The sequence below is a fragment of the Kluyvera sp. genome (assembly GCF_047971185.1).
Lineage (GTDB): Bacteria > Pseudomonadota > Gammaproteobacteria > Enterobacterales > Enterobacteriaceae > Kluyvera.
In genome coordinates this window covers 42,887-66,768 of sequence record NZ_JBKDZH010000023.1, presented here as the reverse complement: position 1 = coordinate 66,768, position 23,882 = coordinate 42,887, and the positions used below count along the sequence as shown (strand labels likewise).

The window sequence follows — 23,882 nt, the reverse complement described above, 5'->3', positions numbered from 1 at the left end:
GGCCGCGCGATGGAAATCGTCTATGACGAAGCCGACCTGCGTCGCTACTTCCAGACTGCGGTCAGCGTGTCTAACGATGCGCCGGTGCTGCTGGACCGCTTCCTTGATGATGCGATTGAAGTGGACGTTGACGCCATCTGCGACGGCGAAATGGTGCTGATTGGCGGCATCATGGAGCACATCGAGCAGGCGGGCGTACACTCCGGCGACTCCGCCTGTTCTCTGCCAGCCTACACGCTGAGCCAGGAAATTCAGGACGTGATGCGCCAGCAGGTGCAGAAGCTGGCCTTCGAGTTGCAGGTACGCGGCCTGATGAACGTGCAGTTTGCGGTGAAAGACAACGAAGTCTACCTGATTGAAGTCAACCCACGTGCGGCGCGTACCGTACCGTTCGTCTCCAAAGCCACCGGCGTACCGCTGGCGAAAGTAGCGGCGCGCGTGATGGCCGGCAAATCGCTGACCGAGCAGGGCGTGACCCAAGAAATTATCCCGCCGTACTACTCGGTGAAAGAAGTGGTGCTGCCGTTCAACAAATTCCCGGGCGTTGACCCGCTGTTAGGGCCAGAAATGCGCTCTACCGGGGAAGTGATGGGCGTGGGCCGTACCTTCGCGGAAGCGTTCGCCAAGGCACAGCTGGGCAGTAACTCCACCATGAAGAAACAGGGCCGTGCGCTGCTCTCCGTTCGCGAAGGCGACAAAGAGCGCGTGGTGGACCTGGCCGCTAAGCTGCTGAAGCAGGGCTTTGAGCTGGATGCGACCCACGGTACCGCGATTGTGCTGGGTGAAGCCGGTATCAACCCGCGTCTGGTGAATAAGGTGCATGAAGGTCGTCCGCACATTCAGGACCGTATTAAGAATGGCGAATACACCTACATCATCAACACCACCGCAGGTCGTCAGGCGATTGAAGACTCCAAGCTGATTCGCCGCAGCGCGCTGCAGTACAAAGTGCACTACGACACCACCCTGAACGGCGGCTTCGCCACCGCGATGGCGCTGAACGCGGATGCCAAAGAGAAAGTGATCTCTGTACAGGAAATGCACGCGCAGATTAATAAATAAGTGCGAGCAATAAACTAAAAACGCCGGGCCGCCGCCCGGCGTTTTTGTTATCAGGCGAGGGCCGTTTTCAGAGAATCATTCGGTGGCGCGCTGCGTCAGGCCGGGCAGGGCTATACTCTGTAATATCTCTCGATCGCTTGGCCGCGATCCGCTTTGGCAGGGTAACGCTACGATGTTATGGATAATTAACGAAAATATTGAATTCAATCCAGAGAGAAATCGGCTGGCATCGTTATCCAGGCCAGATCTCAACGTGATTCTGACCACGCCGGCCAGCCGTTGTTTGTGCCTTCTGCTGGAAAGCGCGCCGTCTGTTGTCACGCAGCAAACGTTCTTTCAAAAGGTATGGGAGGACGAAGGCATGGTGGTGCCGGCCAATACGCTGTATCAAAATATCTCCCTTATTCGCCGTGGCTTACGCACCGTTGGCGAAACCGACGATGCGCTGATTGCCACCGTCCCGCGAAAAGGCTTTCAGATTGAGCCTGGCGTGCCGATCGGGACGATGAGCAAAGCCTCCGCCGTGGCGGTCGAAAAAAAAGAGAAACCGGCACCGGTTTTACCGCGCCGGGGATTGAAACGCTACAGCGTGCCATTATGGATGCTGTTGTCGCTGGCGGGCGGTATTTTTCTCGGCTATATCAGTGTTCAGACGCTTCCTGAGAAGAATTTCTACGATCGCTATACGCTGGTTGAAACAACGCAGGGCTGCCATTTCTTTTCCCGCAATGAAGATATTGTCAGCGCCAGCCGATTTGAAAACGATAAAACCATGATTCTCAAAACTGGCCTCGATTGCCAGAAATATCCGTGGGTCTATTTTCCCTCCAGTAACCGTCTGCCTGCGCTGGTGGCGCTGATTTGTCAGCGCCCCTATAAAACGCGAGGTGATACCGGCTGCGTGACGCTTTTATTCCGTGGAGCGCTGCATGAGTAAACGATGGCTGTTATTAAGCTGCCTGGTGCTCCTTATTGTGGGGGCAGGGATTGGCCACTTTTTACACCTACGTGTAGAAAGGTATCGCGATCCGGAGAAATGTACGGCTCCGGTGCTGGTGTTTTATAAGAATACCCAGGCGAACCTCACGCTGGATTTTATGTACTCGCTGAAAAATCGCACCGGGGTGGTTGCCGTCAGCGGCACCTACTACGTCGATAATAAATTGAGCGGCGTGATCCGCCGTGATGTCTCCTATATCTGGAACGAAAATAAAGACAGCACCCATTTTGTTTCCACCTCCGTGAATAAGGTGAGCCGTGATGAAACGTTATCTGACGACGTTATCGCCACGGTGTTACCTGATTTTTACGTCTATCCCCGCAAAGGCATCAGCTACACCATCCTGACACAGGGGCACCGCGGCTTTATGTTTACCATCGGTAAGCGCCCGGTATTTCTCTGCACGCATTAACGCATTCCTCACCTTTTAAGAAATTACTTTTATAACAATGAGATACTTTTTAAATGATCTTATATAAGAACTTTGTTAAGTTTAATAATAAGAATTCATTACAGTTCTATCAGTCTTTTACTTATATTTTATCGCAACCCCACAGGAGTGGTATTCGTTAAATATTAAGGGCAATAAACATGGAGACGATTGGTCTGCTGAAAAAGTCATTGTCTATTATCCGTTGTATTAGCTGCGAGTTATCCTGTCAGTTATATCCTGACCGTGCGCTACGGGTACAGTACTGTAATGATTCAGAATTTGCTATTTGGCCAGATGATAATCATTTTCTGAAGAAGGGCGTGATTGAAAAATTACTGTTCGAAAGTAAAAACTGTTTGTCCAGAGGGTTTATCTTCGTGGATTTCTCTTTTCCATATCTGCGCCTCTTTTCTGACTCGCAGTGGATTGAACGGTTAGCGGATTGCGGTATGTATATTGTTCTGCTTTCCGATAGAAGCCTGGCGCCGTTGGCGAACTACTGGCTGGTGCATGAGAGCCATATTCGCGGCGTTATTTATGCGGATGATGAAGAACAGGTGCAGAAACAGAAAATACAGCGATTGTTTACCGGCCGTTTTGCCAACGACAAAGATGGCCGGTCGCTTAATCATACTGAATTTATATTGCTGAAGCGCTTTATATCTGGCGCTGGTATTCAGCAAATTATCGAGTCCGAGAATATTGATGTTAAGAAAGTTTATGCGCATAAGCTACGGCTTGAAAATAAGCTAGGCCATAGTATTCATAAAATAATATCTAATATTTTATAACGACATTTCTATTTTAATTAATTCCACATCCGCGCGATGTGGAGGACGCTCTACGCCTGAATGCAGGAGGCAATTATGCCAAACTCTAAATATTATTCTCAAATTGCTATTGCGGTATCTACCGCCTTAGCGTCGATGGTCTTTTCCACCCATGCGGCCTGGGTCAACGTGGATAGCCTGCCTTCCAGTGGGCTGGTCAGCCAGCTGCCGCCGGAATTACAGGCGCTTATTCCGGCCCAGGCAAACGCTAATTTCGCGAAAATCAGCACTATGCCGAATTACGTGTATCAATGGAACGCCGGGACTATTCCGGTGTACGGCAACGGACTCACGCTTAATGGCCCTGGCATGGAGGCCTTTGAACACACGGTGACCGTTATCCAGAATAGCGCGACGGGAAGCCCAGGCGTTATTTTTGGCGATGACCTGACCATTCGCACCCAGTCGAAAAATCCCGCAAACGGAGGAAAAGAGGTCGACGGCATCCGTACGCACGGCGCTAACACGCCGGATAACCCGGTGTTTATTATTACCGGCGATCGCACCCGTATCTACGTTGACGGTCAGGATGGCGACGGGATTAACGCCGGGTATAACGCCCTCAGCCAGGGCTGGACGGGCTCGGCCAATATCTATGTCGGCGATGACCTGTATATCAAAACCACCGGTAATCAGGGGCGCGGTATCACCGCCAACGCCATGCGAGACGCGTCGCAGGCCAAAAATACGATTATCGTCGGCGATCGCGCGCACATCGTCACCACCGGCGACAGTGCCGAAGGGCTGCGCAGCGGGCAAAGCGGTTCATCGATCCGCCTGGGCGATGGTGCCATCATCGAGACTAGCGGCACCTCCTCAACGGGGATTTACGCGGCCTCCGCTTCGCGAACCGAGCTGGGCAACAACGCTACGATCAGCGTCAACGGCGCCAGTGCCCACGCGGTATATGCGACCGGCAGCACCGTGAATCTCGGTGATAACGCTACGATCAACGTCAATAGCGTGGGCAAAGCCGCCTCCTACAGTAAAGCGCCACGCGGCCTCTACGCGATGTCTCGCGGCGCGATTAACCTGGCGGGCGGCGCGACGATCGCGATGGCGGGCGACCACAGTCAAGAAAGTTACGCTATCAGCACGGAAACCGGCGGTATCGTTGACGGTTCTGCGGGCGGGCGCTTCCTGATTGATGGCGATATTCATGCAGCGGGCGCTACGGCGGCGACCAGTACGCAGCCGCAGCAGAACAGTGCGATAAAGCTCAATATGACGGAAAATTCGCTGTGGAACGGCGCATCGTACATCACCAGCACCGCCGCGGGCACTGGCGCGATCGCGCTCAATATGAGCGACGCAACCTGGAATATGACCAACAGCTCAACGCTCACCAGCCTGACGCTGAACAGCGGTGCGACCGTTAACTTTAACCATGTCGACGGCGAGCCATGGCAGACGCTCACCATCAATGAAGATTATGTCGGTAATGGCGGTAAGCTGGTCTTTAACACCGTGCTTAATGGTGATGGCTCTGAAACGGACATGCTGAAGGTTCTCGGTAACACCTCGGGTAACACATTTATCGCGGTGAATAACATCGGTGGGACAGGCGCGCAAACCATCGAAGGGATTGAAATCATCAACGTTGCAGGCAATTCAGACGGTACTTTTGAAAAAGCGAGCCGTATTGTTGCCGGGGCCTATGACTACAATGTGGTTCAGAAAGATAAAAACTGGTATTTGACCAGCTACATTCAACCGAGAGATCAGGAGCCACCTGTTGACCCTGACCCAGTCATCCCGGATCCAGAGGAGCCGACTCCGCAGCCGGTCACCGAGCATCAGATCCGCCCGGAAGCGGGCAGCTATCTTGCCAACAACTATGCGGCGAACACGCTGTTCATGACGCGTTTGCATGACCGTCTGGGCGAAACCCAATACACCGATATGCTGACGGGGGAGAAAAAGGTGACCAGTCTGTGGATGCGCAATGTCGGGGGCCATGCCCGCTTCAATGACGGTAGCGGACAGCTAAAAACCCAAAGCAATAGCTATGTGTTACAGCTCGGTGGCGACCTGGCACAGTGGAGCCGTGACGGCCTTGACCGCTGGCACATTGGCGCGATGGCGGGCTATGCCAACAACCAGAGCCGTACGCAGTCGTCCGCTACCGGGTATCATTCCCGTGGCGAGGTCAGCGGCTATAGCGTCGGCCTCTACAGCACCTGGTATGCGAATGATATCGACAAGTCAGGGGCTTATGTGGATACCTGGGCGCTGTATAACTGGTTTGATAACAAGGTGATGGGACAGGAACAGGCGACGGAGAAGTACAAATCCACGGGCATTACCGCCTCCGTTGAAGCCGGCTATAGCGTCAAATTGGGCGAAAGCGAACGCAATAGCTACTGGCTGCAGCCGAAAGCGCAGGCGGTGTGGATGGGCGTGCAGGCGGACGATCGCCGCGAAGCAAACGGCACTCGCGTGAAGGATGGCGCCAGCGGTAATCTGATGACTCGCCTGGGGGTAAGAGCTTACATCAAGGGCCACAACGCCATTGATAATGGCCAGTCACGAGAGTTCCAGCCGTTTGTGGAGGCCAACTGGATCCACAATACGCAGCCTGCCAGCGTGAAGATGGATGATGTCGGTAACGCGATGCGGGGCACGAAGAACATCGGCGAGCTGAAAGTGGGCGTGGAAGGGCAAATTACCCCGCGTCTGCAGGTATGGAGTAACGTGGCGCAGCAGGTTGGCGATAAAGGTTACAGCGATACCCGCGGTATGCTGGGTGTGAAGTACGGTTTCTGATAAAGGAATCTTTTGTAGCCCGGCCAAGCGAAGCGCCACCGGGGTCGGCTTAGCGCTAACCCCGGCGGCGCTTCGCTTGGCCGGGCTACGGTTATCGGTGAATTACTGTTCCGTTGCTGGCATTGCCGCGGCGGTCTGCTGCGTTTTACTCGCCATCTCCTCGCGATATTTCAAATTATCCCAGATGCGGAAGAACGGATAATACATGACCAGCGAAATCCCCAGGTTGACGATTTGCAGCACCGAACCGGAAATATGCCCGCCGGTTGCCAGGTAGCCGCTGACCACAATCGGGGTGGTAAACGGCAGCGCAATCCCCGCCGGTTTGGCCACTAAGCCGGTGGTCATCGCCACGTAGGAGACAATCACCAGCACCACAGGCGTGAGGATAAACGGCACCACCAGGTACGGGTTCATCACAATCGGGATGCCAAACACCATCGGTTCGCTGATGTTAAACAGGCTGCCTGGCGCGGCAATTTTCCCAAGCTGTTTCATTTGCACGCTGCGGCTGCGCAGGATCATAAAGATAACCAGCCCTAACAGCGCGCCGGTCCCGCCGGGGGCTATCCACAGGTCGTAGAACTGTTGGGTAATGATGTGTGGAATCGGCAGGCCGTTCTGGAACGCTTCCAGGTTTTCGGACATATTGCTCAGCCAGACCGGACGGATAAACACCAGCACGATGGTGTCGCCGTGCAGCCCGAGCATCCACAGAATGCCAATCAGCAGCACCGAAATAATCATCCCCGGCAGCGAACCGCCGACGTGGCTCATCGGAATGCCCACCAGCTCGGTGATCATAGTATTGATATCGCCGAACGGCGTGGCTTCAACCAGCAGGCGCAGCGCCAGCACCACCGCCAGCACGCAAAAACCGGGGATCAGCGCGAGGAACGATTTGGCTACCGCCGGCGGCACCCCTTCCGGCATGCGGATGACCAGGTTGCGGTCGTTGACGAAGCGGTAGATTTCGGTGGAGAGCAGGGCAATCAGAATCGCCACGAACAGCCCCTGGCTGCCGATCTGCCCCATCGGCATCACGCCTTTTACCAGCTGCGCCACATCGCTACCCGCCGGGGTAAACATGATGTGCTGGGGAATAGTCATCACAAAGGCCACCAGCGAGACCGCCCCGGCGGTCAGCGGATCGAGCGTGCGGTACTTCTCCGCCAGACGGTAGGCGATACCGAAGCTGGAGATCAGCGCCATGATGTCGTAGGTGGCTTTCACCGGGTAGAGCACCTTTTCCTGCCACGTCGGGCCGAAAAGCTCGGTCATCAACGTACCGTAACCCGGCACCGGCAGATAGGCGAAGATCAGGAAGAACGAGCCTATCAGCATAAACGGCATGTTCAGGATGATCCCGTCACGCACCGAAAGAACGTGTTTTTGTCCGGCGATTTTGAGCGCGGTCGGTAAAACGTATTTATCTATTATCGACTTATTCACAGACACCCCCTGCCGGTCGTCTGGTTGCCGACCGGGTTTATTGTTGTATTTATTTTTCGCCGAACTGCGGCAGCCACGCTTTATTGATGCTTAACACTTCGTCGACCAGCGCCGTCGCCAGATTGACGTCGGCGACCAGCGGGTTCGCGACCAGCGCCAGTAGCGCCTGGTCTTTATCGCCATGCACCGCGGCCTCGATGGTCAGCCGTTCAAAATCTTTTACCTGCTGCGTCAGGCCGTTCATCAGCGGCGGCAGTTTGCCAAAGGCCAGCGGGTGCGCGCCCAGCGCGTCAATCAGACAGTTGGTTTCGATGACCGCGTCATCCGGCAACCCTTGAATGGCACCGTTGTTGGCGGTGTTCACCACCATTTCAATGCCGAGGTTGTTGTGCAGCGCGTTGATTAACTGCACCGCCACTTCGGAGTAGAACGAACCGCCGCGCTGGCTCAGCTCCTCCGGTTTCTTATCCAGCTGCGGGTCGGCGTAGAGCTTAAACAGTGATGCTTCCACCTTCATCACCTGCTCGGCGCGGGTGCCTTTGCTGTCGGCGTCCGCCAGCTCATCCTGCAGCATGGTGCGGGTCTGCCAGAAATAGCGGTGATACGGGCAGGGAATCGCCCCCAGCGCGCGCAGCAGCGCCGGCGGCCACGGGATGGCCTTGATGTTGTTCATCGACAGCTGTTCGCCATCGCACAGCATCTCGATGACCTCGACGGTGGCATCGCGCCCCGCCGCCAGCACCTGATGTACCCAGACCATGTGGTTGAGGCCCGCGAAGCGTAGCGACACCTCGCCGTACGGCAGCTTCAGCATATCGGCAATCATGTGGTGCATGGTCACCGGCACGTTGCACAGGCCGATAATTTTGGCCTTGCTGTAGCGGGATACCGCTTCCGTCACAATGCCAGCCGGGTTGGTGAAGTTGATTATCCAGGCATCCGGCGCGAGACGTTCCACGCGCTCGGCGATATCCAGCATCACCGGAATGGTGCGCAGCGCTTTAGCAAAGCCGCCCACGCCGGTGGTCTCCTGGCCCAGCAGCTGATGGCTTAAGCCCAGGCGCTCATCGGCGGCGCGGGCGGGCAGTTGGCCGACGCGCAGCTGCGTCAGGACGAAGCTTGCGCCGTTAATCGCCTCGTCGGCGTCGAAGTGCACCGAGACTTTCACAGCTTCCAGCCCGTTACGATCGAGCATGCGGCGGGCGAGGGCGGCGATGATCTCCACCTTCTCGCGGCCTGCTTCCACATCGACCAGCGCCAGTTCCGCCATTGGCAGTGAAGCATGGCGCGCAATTAATCCTTCAACTAATTCTGGGGTGTAGCTGCTTCCCCCGCCAATAACGGTGATTTTCATCATGTTCTCCACGGCCTCAGGCCATCAGCTGTAGCGCTTTATCGAGGACCCGATCGCCGCGCATGGTGCCGTAGTCCATCATGTCGATCACCGCCACCGGTTTACCCAGCGGCGCGGAGAGTTCGCTCAGACGCGCCAGCTCAAACTGTACCTGCGGGCCCAGCAGCACCACGTCGGCCTGCGCCAGCTGGCTTTCAATTTCGGCGACCGGATACGCGTTAATCTCGACCGCCAGCGCGCGCTTTTCGGCTTCGGTACGCATTTTCTGCACCAGCATGCTGGTGGACATCCCGGCGGCGCAGCACAACATGATCTTTTTCATGACAAAATTCCTCTCACTTGAAAACATATTTCACACATTAGCCGTTTTACGTAGCATGTATGAAAATTATTTTCATGAGTGTGATCGCGGTTAAACTCTTGCCTTATCGAATGAAAGAGGCATAAAAATGTGATCGCGATAAGATAAATGAATCTTTATCGCCTGACGCTTCGCCCATCGGCCGAATGAATTGAAAAATAATTTCAATAAATTATGATGTTTTTAATGAGCCGTATATGAGGACACTCTGGCGATGGATATTGTTTACCAACTGGTGCACGGGTTATCCGGGCTGCCCGCGCAGGAATCGCGGCTGGCGCGTTTTTTCCTCGATAATTTTGCCCAGATCCCCGAGGCGACGATTGAAGAGCTGGCGGCAAAGGCCGGCGTCAGCCCGGCGACGCTGCAACACTTCTCACGCAGCATCGGCTGCGCGGATATCAACGATTTTATTGGCCAGGTGCGCCACCAGCAGCAGGAGAGCCGCTTGAATAAAACCGCTGCGCCCATGCTTGGCGATGCGGCCTGGATGGATCCGCATACCCTGCAACAGCTGGCGAAAAATGCGGGAGTCGGTCGCGATGTGCTGGACCGTTTCTCTCATTCGATTGGCCGCGACAGCAGCGAGGATATCCTCAGCCTGATTCGCCAGCGGCTACAGGATTTCAGCCAGCAGGAGTCGCGCGTGGCGCAGACTATCCTCAGCGACGTGGGCTTTGCCGCTTCGGCGACCATCGAGCAGCTGGCGACGGCGGCGGGGGTCAGCCCGGCGACCATCACCCGTTTTGCGCGGGCCGCTGGCTGTGATGACATTCGCGACCTGCGCATGAAGCTGGCGCAGGCCAGCGCGCCGGTGACGACGGGTGATATGCCGGGGCCGTGGCGCGAGAGACTCGGCCAGATTCAGCAGTCGCTCAATACCCAGCTCAGCGAGCTGTCGCCCGCGGCGGTCGAGCGCGCGGCGAGCTTACTCAAGCAGGCCCGCGCGGTGCATATCTTTAGCGCCAGTACCGCCGACAGCCCCTTTGCCAGCCTGCTGCAGTATCGGCTGCTGACGCTCGGCTATCCGGCCAACGTCTGCCAGGATCCGGCGCTGATGGGTATCACCGCCTCAATGCTGGGGGCCGGGCAGGTGCTGGTGGTGTTTGCCGGCAGCCCGGCGGGCAGCGCGCTGGTGGCCGCCGTGCATCAGGCGCGGTGGGCCGGGGCGGAGATCGTCATTATCGGCCAGCAGGAGAGCGCGCTGAGCCATCAGCAAAACGTCACGCTACCGCTCAACGACCCGCGCTACGGATCGCTATTGGTGATTGATTTGCTCTGCGACGGCATGGCGCATCGATAACGTCCCGGCGTCGGCGCCTCGGCCGGGCTACGCCGAAAATCATCGCCCGGCCGAACGCAGTGACGCCGGGATCAAATCAGAACCCCGTTTCCAGCGTTTCCAGTACGTTATAGCTGTCATCAACCAGCAGCAGCGCTTTCCACTTATCAAACGTCAGGCACGGGTGCGAGGTGCTGAATACCAGAATATCGCCCACCTTCACGTCGGTTCCCGGCGCCAGCTTCAGCATGGCGTGTTGGTCCATAATTCCGGTCGTTTCAATGCTTTTCTCTGCCAGTTCCCGTGATTTTCCCGCACGATAATGCGCAATTGGCTGCGGTAGTCCCGCGTCGAAGGCGCTATCGCGCTTGCCGAAATTGACGATGGCGCGATCGCTTTCCGGCACCGACTGCACCATCGCCACCAGCTCCAGCGCCGACGCTAAATCGCCGCCGAGATCGCAGGCGGTTTTATCCCGCGCGAGGATCGCGTTCTGCGCCTCCAGATAAATCCCCTCATCGTGGGTGATATAGCAGCCCGGACGAATCACCAGCCGACAGTTGGCCGGTTTTGGTGCCTCCAGCCAGACGTTACAGACCACGTCATACCAGACCGACCCCGCGCCGGTGAGGATAAACTCCCCGTCGACGTAGCGTTCCAGCTCACAGGCGAGCGCCGCGGCATCGCGCAGCAGCGCTTCCACCTTCGGCTGCGGGTTGTCGCCGTGCAGCACCCCTTCATATAGCTCCAGCCCGCGCAGGCGAAGCGCCGGAAGCCGGGCAATCTCTTCGGCGAGCGTCAGCGCTTGCGCGGTGGTGCGGCAACCGCAGCGCCCGCCCGGAACCCCCAGCTCCAGCAGAATATCCAGCGTCTGGTTACGGGCGGCAAAGAAGGCCGACAGCGCGCGCGCGTTATCAAGGCTATCGACGCAGCAGAAATACTCCACCGCCGGGTAGGCGCTCTTGAGCTGGGAAATCAGCTGCATATTGGCCTTGCCGACCAGCTGATTCACCATCAGCACGCGACGGATCCCGCTCGCCATCGCCACGCTGGCCTGCCACGCGCTGCCGACGCCAATCGCCCAGGCGCCCGCCGCCTGCTGTTGCTGAAAAATCCACGGCGTCATGCTGGTTTTGCCGTGCGGAGCCAGCGAAACGCCGCGCGCGTCGGCATAGCGCTGCATCCATTGGATATTGTTTTCTAACGCCGTTTTCTTGATCACGGCGGCCGGTAGGCACACGTCTTCGTTGAGGATATTGGCGGGGGTAAACAGCGGTGCAGATTTGTGAGGTACGAGGTCACTGCTCTGGTATTTCATAACATAATTCCTTGGGGTTAGAGTTTTATATCATGATGCGTTTCATTTTTAACTTGCTGTAAATTATGTATTTTTAGTAAATTTTTATGGTTTTATGAATTAAAGTATCATTAATTCGTATGTGATTTGCGTAGTCTTTCACTGTTTTTCACGCTTGTAAATGGTTAACTTAAGCCAGAACATTAGGGGGTACGGAAGCGATGAAGTTTGATTATCTATTCAGGAATGTCACGGTGATTGACGGCAGCGGCGGCCCGCAGTATCGCGCCGACGTGGCGGTACAGGGCGATCGCATTGCGCAGATTGCTCCTGCCATTGATGCGCAGGCCGAGCATGACATTGACGGTAGCGGCAAGGTACTGGCGCCGGGGTTTATCGACGTCCATACCCACGACGACATTAACGTGATTCGGATGCCGGAGTACCTGCCAAAAATCAGCCAGGGGATCACCACCGTCATTGTCGGTAACTGCGGGATCAGCGCGGCCATGGCGACGATCAAAAACGACGTGCCCGATCCGATGAACCTGCTCGGTGAGGCGGAACATTTTAAGTATCCGACGGTCGATGCCTATGCTCACGCAGTGGAGCAGGCCTGCCCGGCGGTCAATGTCGGCACGCTGATTGGTCACACCGCGCTGCGCAATAACCAGATGGACGACCTTTTCCGTCCCGCAAATCACGATGAAATTCAGGCCATGCGCCAGCAGCTACGACTGGCGCTGGAGCAGGGGGCGCTGGGGCTGAGCACCGGGCTGGCCTATGCCAGCGCGTTCCAGTCGACCACGGAAGAGGTGATGGCGCTGGCGGAAGAGCTGGCGGCAGGGAAGGGCATCTATACCACCCATCTGCGCTCCGAATTCGAGCCGATTCTCGACGCGCTGGATGAAGCGTTTCGCATCGGTCGCCACGGTAAAGTGCCGGTGGTGGTCTCCCACCATAAATGCGCGGGAGCCAGCAACTGGGGGCGCACGGTAGAAACCCTGAAATTATTCGATAAAGTCCGCCAGCAGCAGGACGTCTCCTGCGACTGCTACCCCTATTCCGCCAGCTCATCGACGCTGGATATGAAGCAGATCACCGCCGATTTCGACATCATCATCACCTGGTCCACGCCGCACCCGGAAGTGGCCGGGCAGACGTTGAAGCAGATCGCCGACGGCTGGTCGATGACGCTGGAGGAAGCGGGGGCGAAGCTGATGCCTGCCGGGGCTATCTACTACAACATGGACGAACGTGACGTTCGTCGCGTGCTGAGCTATCCGCTGACGATGATTGGTTCAGACGGTTTGCCGAACGATCCGATGCCGCATCCGCGGCTGTGGGGCGCGTTTCCCCGCGTGCTCGGCCACTACAGCCGCGACGAGCAGCTGTTCCCGCTGACGGTAGCGGTACATAAGATGACCGGCATGTCGGCGGCCCGTTTCCAGCTGGCCGATCGCGGGCTGGTGAAATGCGGCTACTATGCGGATCTGGTGCTTTTCGACCCGCAAACCGTGCGGGACGTCGCCAGCTTCAGCGACCCGCAGCGTCCCGCCGCCGGTATTGAGGCGGTGATGGTTAACGGCGTGATGAGCTATGGTCAAAATAATAAGGTAATCGGGCGTGCCGGGCGGTTCTTACGCCATCAGGCCCAATAAGAAAGGAGCAACAATGAGTATTAAACGTTATGGCGTAGGCGGCAGTACCGGTACCGGCGGGCAGCATTTGCCGTTTGCGAAGGCGGTGGAAGCGGGCGGTTGGCTGTACGTTTCCGGCCAGACGCCGATGAAAGACGGCGAAGTGGTGGAAGGCGGGATTATCGAGCAATCGCGCCTGGCGATTCAGAACTGCGTCGACATTATGCAGGACGCGGGCTATACGCTGGCGGATGTGGTGCACGTTAAGGTTTACCTGACCGATGCGCGCTATTTCCAGTCGTTTAACAAAGTGTTCCGTGAATTCTTTGCCGACCATCCGCCCGCGCGCGTCTGCTGCGTGGCCGACCTGGTGGTGGATTGTAAAGTTGAGGTGGATCTCACCTGCTATAACAGCGAACGCGCTAAATAAGTTTCTGCGCTCTATCTCTTTTAAACGGTGGGCATAACGCGCCCACCGAAATAACTATGAAATTCAGCTACGCCCTTACGAGCGGCTACGCATTTTTGTATCGCTCATTTAATTAGATAATTTTCCCTGACCCCGAATGATTTATTTAAATCGTTCGGTGGCCATATTTTTACCGGAGCGAGTCATGAGTAATCATATTTTTCTAATCGGCTTTATTATTTATGCCATCGCCATGATTTGGCTTGGTTGGTACGTTTCGCGTAATCAAAAAAGCGGCGAGGATTTTCTCCTTGGCGGCCGCTCCCTGCCTATGTTTTTGACCCTCGGTTCCACGGTGGCAACGATGGTGGGCACCGGCTCCAGCATGGGCGCGGTGGGATTTGGTTACAGCAACGGCTGGGCCGGCATGCTGTACGGCCTGGGCGGCGCGGTTGGTATTTTACTGGTGGCCTGGTGGTTTGCGCCGGTGCGTAAGCTGCGCTTTATGACCATGAGTGAAGAATTATCATATTATACTGGCGGCAGTCATATTATTAAAAACGTCGTCGGGATTCTGATATTTATTGCTTCTATCGGTTGGTTAGGGGCGCATGTACTCGGCGGAAGTTTATATTTATCGTGGGCCACGGGGATTGATTTAACGGTTGCCAAACTTATTATTGCGCTGGCATTCGCTATTTATGTAGTGATCGGCGGATATTCCGCGGTGGTCTGGACGGATACCATTCAGGCGCTGATTTTATTCTTCGGCTTTATTCTGATGGCGATTCTGGCGGTAGTGCACGTCGGCGGCTGGGACGCCATCCAGCAGGCGATGGACCCGAAAGCGATGAGCTTCCTGGCGGTGGATAAACTGGGCGCGATCCCGGCGCTGTCGCTGGCGATGGTGATCGGCGTTGGCGTACTGGCGACTCCCTCTTATCGTCAACGAATCTACTCCGGCAAAGATGTCTCTTCTGTGCGCCGTTCCTTCGTTTATACCGGCGTGCTGTATCTGTTCTTCTCCATCCTGCCGGCGATTATCGGTATGGCGGCATACACCATGAACCCGTCGCTGGAAAATACCAACTACGCCTTCCTGTTCGCCACCAGCTTCCTGCCGAGTATTCTGGGGCTGGTGGTGCTGATTGCCGGGCTTTCCGCCACCATGTCGTCGGCCAGTTCCGACGCGATTGCCGCGGTGGCGATTATGATGCGTGACCTCTACACCATCGTGATGGGCCGCATGCCGCCGGAACACAAAGCCATTACTCTCTCGCGCTGGATGCTGGTGTTGGTGATCGGGCTGGCGCTGGTGTTCGCCCTGACCTCCAACGACATCATCAGCTATATCACCAAAATGATTGCGACGCTGATGTCCGGCCTGTTTGTCTGCTCTATTCTCGGGCGCTTCTGGCAGCGTTTTAACTGGCAGGGGGCGCTGACGGCGCTGATTGGCGGCGCGGTGGTGTCGATTGCGGTGCTGATTAACGACAGCTGGCTGGCCTTCTGGGGCAACCCGTGCATCCCATCGGTACTGGCCAGCCTGGTCAGCGCGGTGGTGGTGACGGTCCTGACGCCCGCGAATAAGTTCAGCCGTGAAGAGGCGCTGGAGATGATCACCCGCGAGCGCGAAAGCCAGCCGGAAGCGGCCGCTGCGCCGGTCGGTCAACGGGCCACGGGAGACGCGCAATGAGCGAGCGCTTTATCGCCGTCGACTGGGGTTCCACCCATCTGCGCGCCTGGCTTTACCGCGACGGCGAATGCATCGCGCAGCAACAGCAGCCTTTGGGGGTGAGCCGCCTGACCGACGTATCGCCGCGTGAAGTCTTTGAGCAGTACATTGCGCCGTGGCGCCAACAGGCGCAGACACCGGTGGTGATGGCCGGGATGATTGGCAGTGACGCCGGTTGGCTGCCGGTGCCTTATCTGCCCTGCCCGGTGGCATTACATCAGCTTAGCGCCCGGCTGTCGGAAGTTGCCGAGCAGGTCTGGATTGTGCCGGGCCTGATGCAGCAGGCCAACGGTCACCACAGCGTGATGCGCGGCGAGGAAACCCAACTGCTTGGCGCCATGGCGCTGGCCCCGGCCAGCTGCTACGTCATGCCGGGCACCCACAGCAAATGGGTACGTACCGCCAACGACGCCGTGCAGCAGTTTGCCACCGCGATGACCGGCGAACTGCACCATCTGCTGATGAGCCAGTCGCTGATTGGTAAAGGGCTGCCCGCCCAGCAGGAGAATGCGGGCGCGTTTCAGGAGGGCCTGCAAAGCGGGCTGGATTCACCCTCGCTGGTGACCCGGCTGTTCGACGCGCGCGCCGGGCGGCTGCTCGGCCATCTGCCCGCAGCACACGTCAGCGAATGGCTATCCGGCTTGCTGATCGGCGCGGAGGTGGCGGCGATGCTGGCCGAACATCCGGTCACCGAGATCGCGCTGGTGGGCAGCGAATCGCTGTGCCGTCGTTACCGTCAGGCGCTGGACATGAAGGGCGTCGCGGCCCATGAAGTGGCGGGCGACACCGCTTTCTTGCACGGCATAAGGAGAATTATCGATGCCAGAAGTTAGAACCTTAATCGCGATTTTACGCGGCATTCGGCCTGATGAAGCCAGCGGCCATATTGAAGCCTTACTGGACGCCGGTTTTCGTCATATTGAAATACCGCTGAACTCGCCGGACTGGCAGCAGAGTATTCCGCAGATGGTCAGCCGCTACGGAGACCAGGCGAAAATCGGCGCCGGAACCGTATTGCAGGTGGAACAGGTCGATTTTCTGGCGCAAACGGGGGCCTCGCTGATTGTGACGCCGAATACCAACCCGGCGGTGATTCGCCGCGCCGTCGAGGCGGGGATGCAGGTTTATGCCGGCTGCGCGACCGCCAGTGAAGCGTTCAGCGCGCTGGAGGCAGGGGCGCAGTGCCTGAAAATCTTCCCTGCGTCGGCGTTTGGCCCGGCCTATATCGCCGCGTTAAAGGCGGTTATACCGCCGACCGTACCGGTGCTGGCCGTCGGCGGCGTCACGCCGGACAACCTGGCGGATTATCTCCGCGCCGGGTGCGCGGGGGCCGGGCTCGGCAGCGACTTATATCGCGCCGGGCAGAGCGTCGAAGTGACCCGCACGCAGGCCCGACGGTTTATGGCGGCGCTCGCTGCCGCGGACTAATCGCCGAGCGGCTGTCGATCCACGCCGCCGCGATGGCTGTCGAGCGCCAGCTTGATACGGCGCAGACGGTCTTTTGCCTGGTTCTTGTTGGCCATCGCCAGTTCGGTGGCCAGCACGTCCACCATCGCCAGCATGGCGTAGCGTGAGGTGCTGGGCTTAAAGATATAGTCGTTTTCCCGTACGATCAGCGGCAGCACCTCATCGGCGTTCTCCGCCAGCGGCGTTCCCTCCGGCGTAATCGCAATCACCTTCGCGCCGTACTGACGGGCGATCGCCGCGCTCTCCACCACTTCCGGCGTATAGCCGCCGAGCGACAGCGCCAGCACCACGTCGTGGGGCGCGACCGAAGAACACATCATCCTCACCAGCAGACCGTCGCTCTGGCTAACCACCGGCAGGCCCAGACGGAACAGGCGGAACTGCACCTCCTGCGCGCAGATCGTGGAGCCGCCGCCCATGCCGATCGCCAGGATCTGGCGCGCGCCGCTCAGCCATTCGACGGCGCGTTTCAGCGTGTCGGGATTGAGCGCCCGACGGTTGATCTCCAGTACGTTGATGATTGTTTCATAGATTCCCTGCACACCTTCCAGATCCGGCACGTCGAGAATAAAGCGCTGCCCCACCGCCAGCGACTGCGCCAGCTTCACCTTCAGCTCGCGCACGTCTTTACAGCCAATCGCCCGGGCAAAGCGGGTGATGGAGGCCTGGCTGGTCTCGGTGAGCCGCGCCATCTCGGCGATGGGTAACGTCGTCGCCGTCTGCACGTCATCGAGAATAAACTGCGCGATGCGCTTCTCGGTGGCGGTCAGCTCGACGAAACGGTCGGTAATGCAGGAAATGATGTCGATGGAAACGGACATGGTAAGCCCCTGAAAATAAATAACTGGTACTTTGTACCATAAAAATCCCACGCTGCGGCTATACGTCAGGTTCATTGTTGCGAGCACGCGCAAGTTTCGGCACCGATCCCCCCGGCATAATGGCCCAATTTCTGACGCCGATAATGAGTTAACGAAGGGATATCTATGGCTATTTTATTGTTTGATTGGGGCGGCACGTCGATTAAATACGGCGTATGGACGCAGGAGACGCTGGCGGAGACCGCGTCGGTCAAAACGCCGGACAGCTGGGAAAAGATGAAAACGCAGCTGCTGGCGATTGTTGACGGCTATCGCCAGCGCTACGACATTCGCGGCGTGGCGGTCAGCGCCCCCGGCAACGTCGACCCAGAGCGCGGTGAAATTGGCGGGCTGAGCGCCATTCCGTACATCCACCGATTCCCGATCGTCGAGGAGCTGACGGCGCTGTTTGGGCTGCCGGTCAGCATTGAAAACGACGCTAACGCCGCAGGTATTGCCGAAGCGGCGATGGGGGCGGGGAAAGCGTACCGTCACGTACTGTTTATTATCGTCGGGTCCGGCGTCGGCGGGGCGATTGTGGAAGATAAGATCCTACGCCGCGGCAGCCATCGTTATGCCGGTGAGTTTGGCCTGATGACGCTGGATAACGGGCAGACCTTCAGCGAGCTGGGTACCGCAGTGGCCATGGCCAGACGCTATACGCGGCGCATGTCGCTGGCAGAAGGGAGCATCTCTGGCGCTGACGTTTTCCGTCTTGCCGAGCAGGGCGATGCCGTGGCGCGTGAGGAGGTGGAACAATTTTACCACTGGATGGCGGTGGGGCTGCTGAATCTCCAGGTGTGCTACGACCCGGACTGCCTGGTGATCGGCGGCGGGATTTCCGCCAATGAGGCGATCTTCGCCGGTATTCAGGCGCGGCTGACCGCGCTGGTGAACGAAAGACGGCTGACGGAATTTATGCCGACGCTGCTGCTTTGCCAGTACCGCAACGACGCCAACCTGCTCGGCGCGGCGGAAAGCTTCCGGCAGACATTCGGCGAAAATAGCTAATAACGCCGCTTCGGAGCTTTCTGGTTTCCCTCCCGCTTTCTGGCCGCTAACCTAAAATGGTTAGAGTGATAACGAATTTTGGCTGAAAAGCAGGAGGGAAACATGATGCAATATAAGCGACTTACCGCAGCGATTCTGACGGCCGGTGCGCTCTTTACCGTTGCTGGCTGTTCATCCAACCAGGCGCTGAAGACCACCGATGGCAAGACTATTGTGACCGACGGCAAACCTCAGGTGGATGAGGATACCGGCCTGGTGTCGTATAAAAATGCCGAAACCGGGCAGACTGAACAGATTAACCGCGATCAGGTTCAGTCGATGAACGAGCTCGACAACTAAACGTTATCCGTGGCCCCGTACCGCGCCCGCGAACGGGGCCAGCGTATAACGCTTATCGCGGCGGATGCGCAGCCGCAAATCTCTTCCTTGCGGGGCGTCCGCCCCCATTTCCTGCGGTTGTGTTAACTGATCCTGTAAGTGTCATCATTAACTGTCTAAACTCAGGAATACAATAATGAAGTAAGACAGGCTAATCATGATTCTGATTGTTTATGCGCACCCGTATCCGCATCACTCGCATGCGAATAAACGGATGCTTGAGCAGGTAAGGACGCTCGACGGAGTGGAAATCCGTTCTCTCTATCACCTCTATCCCGATTTTAATATCGACGTTGCCGCCGAACAGGAGGCGCTGTCTCGTGCCGATCTGGTCATTTTGCAGCACCCGATGCAGTGGTACAGCACGCCGCCGCTGCTCAAGCTGTGGCTGGATAAAGTGCTGGCGCACGGCTGGGCCTACGGCCACGGCGGTACGGCGCTGCACGGTAAAAGCATGATGTGGGCGGTGACCACCGGCGGCGGTGAAAGTCATTTTGAGATCGGCTCCCATCCGGGGTTTGAGGTGCTGGGCCAGCCACTGGAGGCCACCGCCGTCTACTGCGGCATGAAATGGCTGCCGCCGTTTGCCGTGCACTGCACGTTTATCTGCGACGAAGAGACGCTGCAGGCGAAGGCGCGTCACTATAAACAACGGCTGCTGGGCTGGCAGGAGGAGCACAATAATGGATAGTCATACGCTGATACAGGCGCTGATTTACCTCGGCTCGGCGGCGCTGATTGTACCGATCGCCGTGCGTCTGGGCCTTGGCTCGGTGCTGGGCTACCTGATTGCCGGCTGCATTATCGGCCCATGGGGGCTGCGGCTGGTCACCGACGCGGAATCTATTCTGCACTTTGCCGAAATTGGCGTGGTGCTGATGCTGTTTGTTATCGGCCTCGAGCTGGATCCGCAGCGCTTGTGGAAGCTGCGCGCATCGGTATTCGGCGGCGGCCTGCTGCAAATGGTGCTGTGTGGGGCGCTGATCGGCGCATTCTGCATCTTCCTCGGCCTGCGCTGGCAGGTGGCGGAACTGATTGGCATGACGCTGGCGCTCTCTTCGACCGCCATCGCCATGCAGGCGATGAACGAGCGTAACCTGACGGTGACGCAGGTGGGTCGCAGCGCGTTCGCGGTGCTGTTGTTCCAGGATATCGCGGCGATCCCGTTGGTGGCGATGATCCCGCTGCTGGCAACCAGCGGCGGCACGACCACCCTGGGCGCGTTCGCGTTTTCAGCGCTGAAGGTGGCCGGCGCGCTGGCGCTGGTGGTGGTGCTGGGGCGCTACGTCACGCGCCCGCTGCTGCGCTTTGTCGCCCGCTCCGGCCTGCGTGAAGTGTTCAGCGCCGTGGCCCTGTTCCTGGTGTTTGGCTTCGGGCTGCTGCTGGAAGAGGTTGGGCTGTCGATGGCGATGGGGGCATTCCTCGCCGGGGTGCTGCTGGCAAGCTCCGAGTATCGCCACGCGCTGGAGAGCGATATCGAGCCGTTCAAAGGGCTGCTGCTGGGGCTGTTCTTTATCGGCGTCGGCATGTCTATCGACTTCGGTACGCTGATCAACAACCCGCTGCGGATTATTACCCTGCTGGTCGGTTTCCTGGTGATTAAATCGCTGCTGCTGTGGCTGATTGCTAAACCGCTACAGGTGCCACGTTCGCAGCGTCTGTGGTTTGCGGCGCTGCTGGGGCAGGGCAGTGAATTTGCCTTCGTGGTCTTCGGTGCGGCGCAGATGGCGAACGTGCTGGACGTCGAGTGGGCAAAAGCGCTGACGCTGGCGGTGGCGCTGTCGATGGCGGCCACGCCGGTGCTGCTGGTGCTGCTGACGCGTCTGGAAAAACGCGCCAGCGCCGGGGACTCGCGTGAAGCGGATGAAATTGACGAAGAGCAGCCACGGGTGATTATCGCGGGCTTCGGGCGCTTCGGCCAGATTGCCGGCCGTCTGCTGCTCTCGAGCGGCGTGAAAATGGTGGTCCTCGATCACGATCCGGACCATGTCGATACGCTGCGTAAATTCGACATGAAGGTATTTTACGGTGACGCCACCCGCGCCGACCTGCTGGAATCAGCCGGGGCGGAAAAAGCGGAGGTGTTGATTAACGCTATCGACGATCCGCAGGCCAGCCTTGAGCTGACCGAGCTGGCGAAAGAGCATTTCCCGAATCTGACGATTATCGCTCGCGCCCGCGACGTCGAGCACTATATCAAGCTGCGCCAGGCTGGCGTCAGCGCGCCGGAGCGTGAAACCTTCGAGGCGGCGCTGAAGTCGGGCCGCCAGGCGCTGGAGTCATTAGGGCTGGGGGCGTACGAAGCGCGTGAGCGCGCCGATCTGTTCCGTCGCTTTAACGTGCAGCTGATGGAAGAGATGGTGGAAATGGCCGAAAACGACGCCACCTCGCGGGCGGCGGCGTTTAAGCGCACCAGCGCGATGCTGACCGAAATCATCAACGAAGACCGTAATCATCTGTCGGTGATTCAGCGCCACGGCTGGCAGGGCACGGAAGAGGGCAAGCACAGCGGGAATCCACAAGACGAGCCGGAAGTAAAGCCGACGCTGTCATGATGTAAAGAGTGTAATGCTGGCTGTCCACTTTGCCTTCGTGGGCTTGCCAGCAAATCTGAAAATTTTCGTATTCTTTACCTGGCTGCCAGTCGACGAAAGATTAAGCTTTCCGTATAGTGGCGACAATTTTTTTCGTATCTGGGACACACTCAATGATCAGTCTGATTGCTGCGCTAGCGGTCGATCGCGTCATCGGCATGGAAAACGCCATGCCATGGGACCTGCCGGCCGATCTGGCCTGGTTTAAACGCAACACGTTAAACAAACCTGTCGTTATGGGCCGTCTGACCTGGGAATCCATCGGGCGTCCGCTGCCGGGTCGTAAGAACATTGTGATCAGCAGCCAGCCGGGCACCGATGACCGCGTACAGTGGGTGAAGTCGGTCGATGAAGCCATTGCCGCCTGCGGCGACGCGGAAGAAATTATGGTTATCGGCGGCGGTCGCGTGTACGAGCAGTTCCTGCCGAAAGCGCAGAAGCTGTATCTGACGCACATTGACGCCGAAGTGGAAGGCGATACCCATTTCCCGGATTACGATCCGGACCAGTGGGAGTCGGTGTTCAGCGAGTTCCACGATGCGGACGAGCAGAACTCCCATAGCTACTGCTTTGAAGTGCTGGAGCGTCGTTAAGTTTTGAGCCGTCCCGGCGTCGCGTTGCTCGGCCGGGCTACCAAACAAAAAACGCCGGATACTATCCGGCGTTTTTATTGAATCATATGTAGCCCGGCCAAGCGAAGCGCCGCCGGGGATGCACCAAACTACGAAGCCACCGCCTCGCTCTCGCCCGGTGCCAGACGCCGGTTCGACGGCTGCACAAAATACGTTTTATCTTCCCAGCGCAGGCAGGTGAGATTGCCGCCCCAGCAGCAGCCGGTATCCAGCGCGTAGATATTCTCCGGCGTGCCTTTGCCTTCCAGCGACGCCCAGTGGCCAAACGCCACGCTGTACTTTTCGGTGATCGGCCCCGGCAGCATAAACCATGGCTTCAGCGGCGCGGCGACGTTCTCCGGCGACTCTTTGCTGTACATATCCAGCTGGCCGTTGGGGAAACAGTAGCGCATGCGGGTGAAGGCGTTGGTAATAAAGCGCAGGCGCGCCAGACCGGTCAGATCCCGCGACCAGTTGTTCGGCATATCGCCGTACATCGCGTCGAGGAAGAACGGATAGGAGTCGCTTGAAAGCACCGCTTCCACGTCGCGCGCGCACTGCTTCGCCGTTTCAAGATCCCACTGCGGCGTGATGCCCGCGTGCGCCATCACCAGCTTTTTCTCTTCATCCACCTGCATCAGCGGCTGACGACGCAGCCAGTTGAGCAGCTCATCGGCATCGGCGGCTTCCAGCAGCGGATTTAAGCGATCTTTCGGCTTATTGCGGCTGATCCCAGCAAACACCGCCAGCAGGTGCAGGTCATGGTTGCCCAGCACAATTTTGACGCTGTCGCCCAGCGATTTAACGTAGCGCAGCACGTCCAGCGAGCCGGGGCCGCGCGCAACCAGATCGCCCGTCAACCACAGGGTATCTTTGCCCGGCGTGAATTCCACCTGCTGCAAAAGGGCGATTAATTCATCATAGCAACCGTGAATGTCGCCAATAAGGTATGTAGACATATTAATGAATCAGCGTGGGAACAAAGAGACGGAAAACAGGAACGTCGATGGAAAACGGCACGCCGTCGACATCGACCATATCATAGTGGCCCTGCATGGTGCCGAGCGGGGTTTCCAGCACGGCGCCGCTGGTGTACTGATACTCTTCGCCAGGTTCGATGTGCGGCTGGACGCCAACCACCCCTTCGCCCTGGACTTCGGTCTCGCGGCCGTTACCGTTGGTGATAAGCCAGTAACGGCCCAGAAGCTGAACCGCGCTTCGCCCGAGATTGCGAATGGTAACCGTGTAAGCAAAGACGTAACGATCTTCTTCCGGCTGGGAGTGCGTCTCAATGTAGACGCTCTGTACCTGGACGCAAACTCGTGGCGAATCGATCATGG

The 23,882-nt window shown here is 57.9% G+C and carries 23 protein-coding genes; 16 read left to right on the top strand and 7 right to left on the bottom strand.

The genetic code is table 11. The annotated features are described in order from the left end of the window. The 5 genes from ACK5JN_RS06660 to ACK5JN_RS06640 all read left to right on the top strand — a co-directional run. Positions 1 to 1,062: ATP-grasp domain-containing protein (locus ACK5JN_RS06660; protein ID WP_416869434.1), on the top strand; the 1,062-nt coding region annotated here is incomplete at its 5' end. Positions 1,063 to 1,234: 172 nt separating this feature from the next. Continuing rightward, on the top strand, positions 1,235 to 1,999 hold the full coding sequence (locus ACK5JN_RS06655; protein WP_416869433.1) for a winged helix-turn-helix domain-containing protein: 765 nt from the start codon (positions 1,235 to 1,237) through the stop codon (positions 1,997 to 1,999). Then, positions 1,992 to 2,474: a hypothetical protein gene (locus ACK5JN_RS06650; protein WP_416869432.1), complete on the top strand. Its 483-nt coding sequence runs from the start codon at positions 1,992 to 1,994 to the stop codon at positions 2,472 to 2,474. Before ACK5JN_RS06655 ends, ACK5JN_RS06650 begins: the two co-directional genes overlap by 8 nt. A 179-nt stretch (positions 2,475 to 2,653) precedes the next feature. Further along, positions 2,654 to 3,286 carry a helix-turn-helix transcriptional regulator gene (locus tag ACK5JN_RS06645; RefSeq protein WP_416869431.1) on the top strand — a complete coding sequence of 211 codons (633 nt, stop codon included), beginning with the start codon at positions 2,654 to 2,656 and terminating at the stop codon, positions 3,284 to 3,286. Positions 3,287 to 3,361: 75 nt separating this feature from the next. Further along, on the top strand, positions 3,362 to 6,091 hold the full coding sequence (locus tag ACK5JN_RS06640; RefSeq protein ID WP_416869430.1) for an autotransporter outer membrane beta-barrel domain-containing protein: 2,730 nt from the start codon (positions 3,362 to 3,364) through the stop codon (positions 6,089 to 6,091). A 102-nt stretch (positions 6,092 to 6,193) separates the two neighbouring features. On the opposite strand, the gene celB is transcribed toward ACK5JN_RS06640, so the two are convergent. The 3 genes from celB to ACK5JN_RS06625 are packed head-to-tail and all read right to left on the bottom strand — an operon-like array spanning position 6,194 to position 9,219. Beyond that, positions 6,194 to 7,543: a PTS cellobiose transporter subunit IIC gene (celB, locus tag ACK5JN_RS06635; protein WP_416869429.1), complete on the bottom strand. Its 1,350-nt coding sequence runs from the start codon at positions 7,541 to 7,543 to the stop codon at positions 6,194 to 6,196. Positions 7,544 to 7,592: 49 nt separating this feature from the next. Then, the gene (locus ACK5JN_RS06630) at positions 7,593 to 8,900 is read right to left on the bottom strand and encodes a 6-phospho-beta-glucosidase (RefSeq protein ID WP_416869428.1); all 1,308 of its coding nucleotides are present in this window, start codon (positions 8,898 to 8,900) and stop codon (positions 7,593 to 7,595) included. 13 nt (positions 8,901 to 8,913) lie between these two features. Then, positions 8,914 to 9,219, bottom strand: coding sequence for a PTS sugar transporter subunit IIB (locus ACK5JN_RS06625; RefSeq protein ID WP_416869427.1), 306 nt, complete (start codon positions 9,217 to 9,219; stop codon positions 8,914 to 8,916). Positions 9,220 to 9,472: 253 nt separating this feature from the next. Between ACK5JN_RS06625 and ACK5JN_RS06620 the strand changes: the two genes are divergently transcribed. Continuing rightward, on the top strand, positions 9,473 to 10,561 hold the full coding sequence (locus ACK5JN_RS06620; protein WP_416869426.1) for a MurR/RpiR family transcriptional regulator: 1,089 nt from the start codon (positions 9,473 to 9,475) through the stop codon (positions 10,559 to 10,561). 76 nt (positions 10,562 to 10,637) lie between these two features. Here ACK5JN_RS06620 and ACK5JN_RS06615 read toward each other — a convergent pair whose 3' ends face one another. After that, entirely contained in the window at positions 10,638 to 11,858 is a 1,221-nt protein-coding gene (locus ACK5JN_RS06615; RefSeq protein WP_416869425.1) for an amino acid deaminase, read from the bottom strand. A 200-nt stretch (positions 11,859 to 12,058) separates the two neighbouring features. Between ACK5JN_RS06615 and ACK5JN_RS06610 the strand changes: the two genes are divergently transcribed. From ACK5JN_RS06610 to ACK5JN_RS06590, 5 genes are all read left to right on the top strand, one after another. Beyond that, entirely contained in the window at positions 12,059 to 13,498 is a 1,440-nt protein-coding gene (locus ACK5JN_RS06610; protein ID WP_416869424.1) for an N-acyl-D-amino-acid deacylase family protein, read from the top strand. A gap of 13 nt (positions 13,499 to 13,511) precedes the next feature. Further along, positions 13,512 to 13,907: a RidA family protein gene (locus ACK5JN_RS06605; RefSeq protein ID WP_416869423.1), complete on the top strand. Its 396-nt coding sequence runs from the start codon at positions 13,512 to 13,514 to the stop codon at positions 13,905 to 13,907. 184 nt (positions 13,908 to 14,091) lie between these two features. Then, positions 14,092 to 15,582 (top strand): sodium:solute symporter family protein, encoded by a 1,491-nt coding sequence (locus ACK5JN_RS06600; protein WP_416869422.1) that lies wholly within the window; start codon positions 14,092 to 14,094, stop codon positions 15,580 to 15,582. Continuing rightward, positions 15,579 to 16,454, top strand: a complete 876-nt coding sequence (locus ACK5JN_RS06595; protein ID WP_416869421.1) for a 2-dehydro-3-deoxygalactonokinase — start codon at positions 15,579 to 15,581, stop codon at positions 16,452 to 16,454. The genes ACK5JN_RS06600 and ACK5JN_RS06595 overlap by 4 nt, the downstream gene beginning before the upstream one ends. Beyond that, on the top strand, positions 16,441 to 17,049 hold the full coding sequence (locus tag ACK5JN_RS06590) for a 2-dehydro-3-deoxy-6-phosphogalactonate aldolase (protein ID WP_416869420.1): 609 nt from the start codon (positions 16,441 to 16,443) through the stop codon (positions 17,047 to 17,049). Before ACK5JN_RS06595 ends, ACK5JN_RS06590 begins: the two co-directional genes overlap by 14 nt. On the opposite strand, the gene ACK5JN_RS06585 is transcribed toward ACK5JN_RS06590, so the two are convergent. Further along, entirely contained in the window at positions 17,046 to 17,909 is an 864-nt protein-coding gene (locus ACK5JN_RS06585) for a MurR/RpiR family transcriptional regulator (protein WP_416869419.1), read from the bottom strand. The genes ACK5JN_RS06590 and ACK5JN_RS06585 overlap by 4 nt on opposite strands. A gap of 165 nt (positions 17,910 to 18,074) precedes the next feature. On the opposite strand from ACK5JN_RS06585, the gene ACK5JN_RS06580 reads away from it, so the two are divergent. From ACK5JN_RS06580 to folA, 5 genes are all read left to right on the top strand, one after another. After that, complete coding sequence (locus tag ACK5JN_RS06580; RefSeq protein WP_416869418.1) at positions 18,075 to 18,959, top strand: ROK family protein; 885 nt, start codon at positions 18,075 to 18,077, stop codon at positions 18,957 to 18,959. 105 nt (positions 18,960 to 19,064) lie between these two features. Beyond that, a complete protein-coding gene (locus ACK5JN_RS06575; protein ID WP_416869435.1) occupies positions 19,065 to 19,298 on the top strand; it encodes a YgdI/YgdR family lipoprotein in 234 nt (77 codons plus the stop codon). A gap of 196 nt (positions 19,299 to 19,494) precedes the next feature. Continuing rightward, on the top strand, positions 19,495 to 20,028 hold the full coding sequence (gene kefF / locus ACK5JN_RS06570) for a glutathione-regulated potassium-efflux system oxidoreductase KefF (protein ID WP_416869417.1): 534 nt from the start codon (positions 19,495 to 19,497) through the stop codon (positions 20,026 to 20,028). Further along, positions 20,021 to 21,892, top strand: a complete 1,872-nt coding sequence (kefC, locus tag ACK5JN_RS06565) for a glutathione-regulated potassium-efflux system protein KefC (RefSeq protein WP_416869416.1) — start codon at positions 20,021 to 20,023, stop codon at positions 21,890 to 21,892. Before kefF ends, kefC begins: the two co-directional genes overlap by 8 nt. A 152-nt stretch (positions 21,893 to 22,044) precedes the next feature. Continuing rightward, complete coding sequence (gene folA, locus ACK5JN_RS06560) at positions 22,045 to 22,524, top strand: type 3 dihydrofolate reductase (RefSeq protein ID WP_182934518.1); 480 nt, start codon at positions 22,045 to 22,047, stop codon at positions 22,522 to 22,524. Between the two features lie 128 nt (positions 22,525 to 22,652). Here the strand turns inward: folA and apaH are convergent, their stop codons facing one another. Both apaH and apaG read right to left on the bottom strand, forming a co-directional pair. Further along, positions 22,653 to 23,501, bottom strand: coding sequence for a bis(5'-nucleosyl)-tetraphosphatase (symmetrical) ApaH (apaH, locus tag ACK5JN_RS06555; RefSeq protein WP_416869415.1), 849 nt, complete (start codon positions 23,499 to 23,501; stop codon positions 22,653 to 22,655). Position 23,502: 1 nt separating this feature from the next. Continuing rightward, positions 23,503 to 23,880 carry a Co2+/Mg2+ efflux protein ApaG gene (gene apaG, locus ACK5JN_RS06550; protein ID WP_416869414.1) on the bottom strand — a complete coding sequence of 126 codons (378 nt, stop codon included), beginning with the start codon at positions 23,878 to 23,880 and terminating at the stop codon, positions 23,503 to 23,505. Between the last annotated feature and the right edge of the window lie 2 nt (positions 23,881 to 23,882).